Source organism: Micrococcus sp., assembly GCF_030523875.1.
Lineage (GTDB): Bacteria > Actinomycetota > Actinomycetes > Actinomycetales > Micrococcaceae > Micrococcus.
Genome location: NZ_JAUNHR010000144.1, coordinates 1 through 2,696, shown reverse-complemented (window position 1 = coordinate 2,696; position 2,696 = coordinate 1). Strand labels below are relative to the sequence as shown.

The window sequence follows — 2,696 nt, the reverse complement described above, 5'->3', positions numbered from 1 at the left end:
TGCCGCCCGTCCCGGTGCCGCCGGCACCTCACGTCGGGGACGACGACGGGCCGGGACCTCCCGTGGGGGAGGCCCCGGCCCGTCGTCGTGCGCGGGGGTCCGGCCGGCTCAGGCCGAGGCGGGCGTGCGCCGTGCGGGGTCGGTGCGCACCAGCAGGACCGCGGCGACGATCGCGGCCACCGCGATGGCGCCCCAGATGCCCACCACGGCCCAGGAGAGCCCGGCGATCACCAGCAGGGGCACGAAGGACACGGCGGCGATCTCCACGGGCACCACGGGGATGTAGGCCACGCCGAACTGCTCCATGGTCCCGGACTTCAGCTTGGGGTCCACGATGCGCAGCATGGCCACGCCGGTGGCGACGGCGCCGGTGGCCCAGCCCCACGTGAACAGCTGCTTCTCGAACCAGCCGTCGGTCATCACCCGCGGGGCCACGAGCAGGCCCAGGAACAGGGACAGCGCCAGGCCCACAAGGAACAGGATCAGCAGCGGCTGCCAGAACTCCACGACCACCTTCGGGGCGATCGAGGCGATGCCGCAGACGATGAGGATGTCCGTGGCGGTGCCGGAGACGGAGTTCAGGGAGGGGGAGTCGAGGAACTTGGCCGTCCTCGTGGCCTGGAACAGCACGCGGCCGATCAGGCCGAGCACGAAGGCGACCGCGAAGGCGGGGATGATCAGCTCGGGGCCGTTCTCGCCCACCACGCGCGGCCACATGTCCTTGATCCACTCGACCACGCCGTACGCGGCGGCGCCGATCATGGCCACGATGCCCACCTGGAACGCCAGGGACTCCACCGAGGCGGCGGAGAAGGTGTGGCGGCCGATCACCGGGCGCTCGGCCACCTGGTCCAGGACGCCGGTGCGCAGGTCCTCCGGGATGGAGGTCAGGCCCGCGTACTCCTTCGCGTAGCCGCGCTTGGCGCCGTACTTGGCCTGGATGATGCCGCCCACCACGCCGACGATCATGCCGACCGTGGCGGAGGTGTAGGCCAGCGAGGCCACGCTCGGGTCGCCGTTGGCGGCGTAGGCCTGGCCCACCGCGGCCGCGGAGCCGAAGCCGCCGGCCCAGCCGGCGAAGAGCAGCACCGCGAACGAGTCGGGGGTGTCGAACAGCGGCTTCAGGACCAGCAGGGCCACGAGAGCGCCGATCGCCACCTGGGAGGCGTAGATCAGCACGCCGTAGGAGGCGAACGAGCCCACCGGGCGGCCGATCTTGCGCACGTCGAAGTCGTCCGTCAGCGCGAGGCAGACGAACACGATCACGATCAGGATGGAGCCGTACGTCCCCAGCTGCGAGCTGAAGGGCATGATGCCCAGGAACTGCGGGCCGAGGATCAGGCCGAGGATGCCCGCGATCACCGAGGCGGGGATCATCAGGGTCTGCAGCGGCTTGACGACCGCGCGGGCCAGGGTGCCGACGGCCAGCAGCGCGCCGATCAGGCCGGCGTCCACCAGCACGGACCAGGCCGTGAACTGTTCTTCCATGGGGTCTCCCGGAGGGTGCGAGGGGCGCGCGCCGCCGCCTCCGGTCGGAGTCGGGACGCACGGGTCCCCTCGGGACGCGAGGGGACCCGGGGACCCTAGCAGGGGTCCGCCGGGGCCGCCGAATCGGGCCTGACCTGGGACGGGACGGACGACGACGGCGGCGCCGCCCCCGCGTGGGGACGACGCCGCCGTCGTGGTGCCGGGGCGTGGTGGACGCCGCGGCGGGGCCGGATCAGGCCCGGGTGCCGGTGCCGGTCTGGGTGCCGGTCTGCTCGCCCGAGTAGTCCAGGGTCAGCTCGTCGGAGCCGGCCTCGAGGGCGGCGGGGGCGCCGCCGGACTTCAGGGCGGCCAGGCGGGCCTCCACCTCGGTCTGCTCGCCCAGGTCCTCGAGGGACTCGAACTGGGCGTCCAGGGAGGAGGCGGCGAGCTCCTGCTGGCCGCGCACGCGGGCCTCCTCGCGGCGCACCTTCTCCTCGTAGCGGGAGATCTCCGAGGTCGGGTCCATGATGTCGATCGACTTCACGGCCTCGTTGACCCGGGTCTGGGCCTCGACGGTGCGGGAGCGGGCGGTCAGCTCGTCCCGCTTGGACACCAGCTGCTGGCGCTTGGTCTTCATCTGGTCCAGGCCGGTCTTGAGGCGCTCCACGATGTCGCGCTGGGAGGTGATGGTCGGCTCGGCGGTCCTGGCCTGACGCTCGGCGTCCATCTGACGCTCGATGGCGACCTTGGCCAGGTTGTCGAACTTGTCCGCGTTGGCGGTCTCGCCCTGGGTGCGGAACTCGTCGGCCTTCTGGGACGCGGCGAGGGCCTTCTGGCCCCAGCTGCGGGCGGCCTCCTGGTCCTCGCGGTAGTCCTCCTCCATCATGCGCAGGTTGCCGATGGTCTGCGCGACGGCGGCCTCCGCCTCCGCGATGTTGTTGGTGTAGTCCCGGACCATCTGGTCCAGCATCTTCTGGGGGTCCTCCGCCTTGTCCAGCATCGCGTTGATGTTGGCCTTGGCCAGGGTGCTGATGCGCCCGAGGATGGACTGCTTGACCATGGTGTTCGCCTTTCGTGGGGGTGATCGGTGTCCGCCAGGCCCGCGGCCTGCACGTCGGTGTCCCGCGGCGGGGTCCCGCCGGGGCTCCCGGACGACGTCGGCCGTCCGGGCCGGTGCGCACGGCACCGGTGGTCTGTGGGGAGGGGGGGGTCAGAAGCCGCCTCCGCTG

General features: G+C 72.2%; 2 protein-coding genes. Both read right to left on the bottom strand.

Features of this window, described 5'->3' with window-relative positions; genetic code table 11:
- Positions 1-108 precede the first annotated feature (108 nt).
- Positions 109-1,488, bottom strand: coding sequence for a sodium/glutamate symporter (locus tag Q4D18_RS11500; RefSeq protein ID WP_303128535.1), 1,380 nt, complete (start codon positions 1,486-1,488; stop codon positions 109-111).
- Between the two features lie 232 nt (positions 1,489-1,720).
- Entirely contained in the window at positions 1,721-2,527 is an 807-nt protein-coding gene (locus tag Q4D18_RS11495; RefSeq protein ID WP_303128533.1) for a PspA/IM30 family protein, read from the bottom strand.
- Positions 2,528-2,696 lie beyond the last annotated feature (169 nt).